Origin of the sequence: Flavobacterium sp. RSP49, from assembly GCF_003968735.1 — a bacterium.
In the GTDB taxonomy this organism is placed as follows: domain Bacteria; phylum Bacteroidota; class Bacteroidia; order Flavobacteriales; family Flavobacteriaceae; genus Flavobacterium.
Map to the genome: position 1 here is coordinate 1 of NZ_RYDN01000070.1, position 1,239 is coordinate 1,239.

Genomic DNA, 1,239 nt, shown 5'->3' on the forward strand with positions numbered 1-1,239 from the left:
CAATACGCTTTGAACTCAAAGGAGAATCCATGAGAAAAAAAATGAAAAAATAGTAAAAAAATTATCTAATTTTAACCCAAGAAATCATCAGCAAAACAACTGTCCACTTTGCTCCGGAATAGGGTGTCCACTTTCATCGGAATAGTCACGCATAGCTTCAAAGGTCCCTTCGTAAAGCGGTTTTATTACTCTTTCTATAAGTGCAGAAAGCTATCACTCCTTTGCAGATGAAGGCGCTCTTTGAGTACCTTTAATCTTAAAAAAAATATCTCTTAGATTATCAGTCTGTTAATTTTATTTTTATTATTTTTACATCACGCTGAAATCGGAAGCGTGCCGCTCATCACTGCGAAGCTGTATCAGCACCGGGATACTTACAAACTCATTGCGAAACTAATTTCTCGTTTCGAAAGATGGATGATGGGCGACATTTTTTGGCGGGACTTAATTTCACAATGAAAAAGAACACGACTAGCCACACAGATGGACAATTAAAACGTCAGGCTAAGAAAATCAAAAAAGAACAGAACATTACCCACACACAGGCGTTGGACATAGCGGCCATACAGGCTGGATTTACCAATTTCAAAAACTTCCAGAACAGTCTGAATAAGACGGGCCCTGCAAAAAAACAAAGCGACGCTCAATTTCCTCAGGAGAAACCCCGGCATGCAATTTCAAAAATTTCGAACCCGCATCGTAATCTGCTGGTAGCTGGAGTAAACGATCTTCTTAATAAGAAGCTTATAATATTAGAAAGTCCCGACTCACAAAACACAAGAAATGATCAGGGACATGTTTTTACTGAAATTTTCGGATTCCCTTCCGTTGTAAAATGGCGCGATATTGGGTTTGGAGAACTTGAAATTTCCGTCTGGTGGAAATATGACCACAGCAGACATCCTCAAGCAGAGCTGGAAGGAAACAGACGTGAGAATTTCAATAGTACAACTCCTCTTGCACGAAAAGAACTTTATAAAAATTTTGTCGGAGTGACCGCTACTGGCTGGCTGGAAAGGGAAAAAGGAAAACACCTGATGGGAAAAGATAGTGAAAGACTTGTGGGAATCTATACGCGAAAAGGAGAAAAATCAGCACTGGAGAAAATGACAGTGCAGATTCCATTGGGTTTTGAAGCGGAAGGAAAGTTTTATTTTTAAACCTGTCTTGTCCTGAATAACCGATACAGATTATTAGATAAAAATATTTAATTAAACACTTGCAAAAACGTTTTTGCAA

General features: G+C 38.7%; 1 protein-coding gene. It reads left to right on the plus strand.

Going from position 1 to position 1,239, the window contains the following annotated elements; all coding sequences use genetic code 11:
- The first annotated feature begins 455 nt into the window (after positions 1-455).
- The gene (locus EKM02_RS14690; RefSeq protein ID WP_126456433.1) at positions 456-1,160 is read left to right on the plus strand and encodes a hypothetical protein; all 705 of its coding nucleotides are present in this window, start codon (positions 456-458) and stop codon (positions 1,158-1,160) included.
- Positions 1,161-1,239 lie beyond the last annotated feature (79 nt).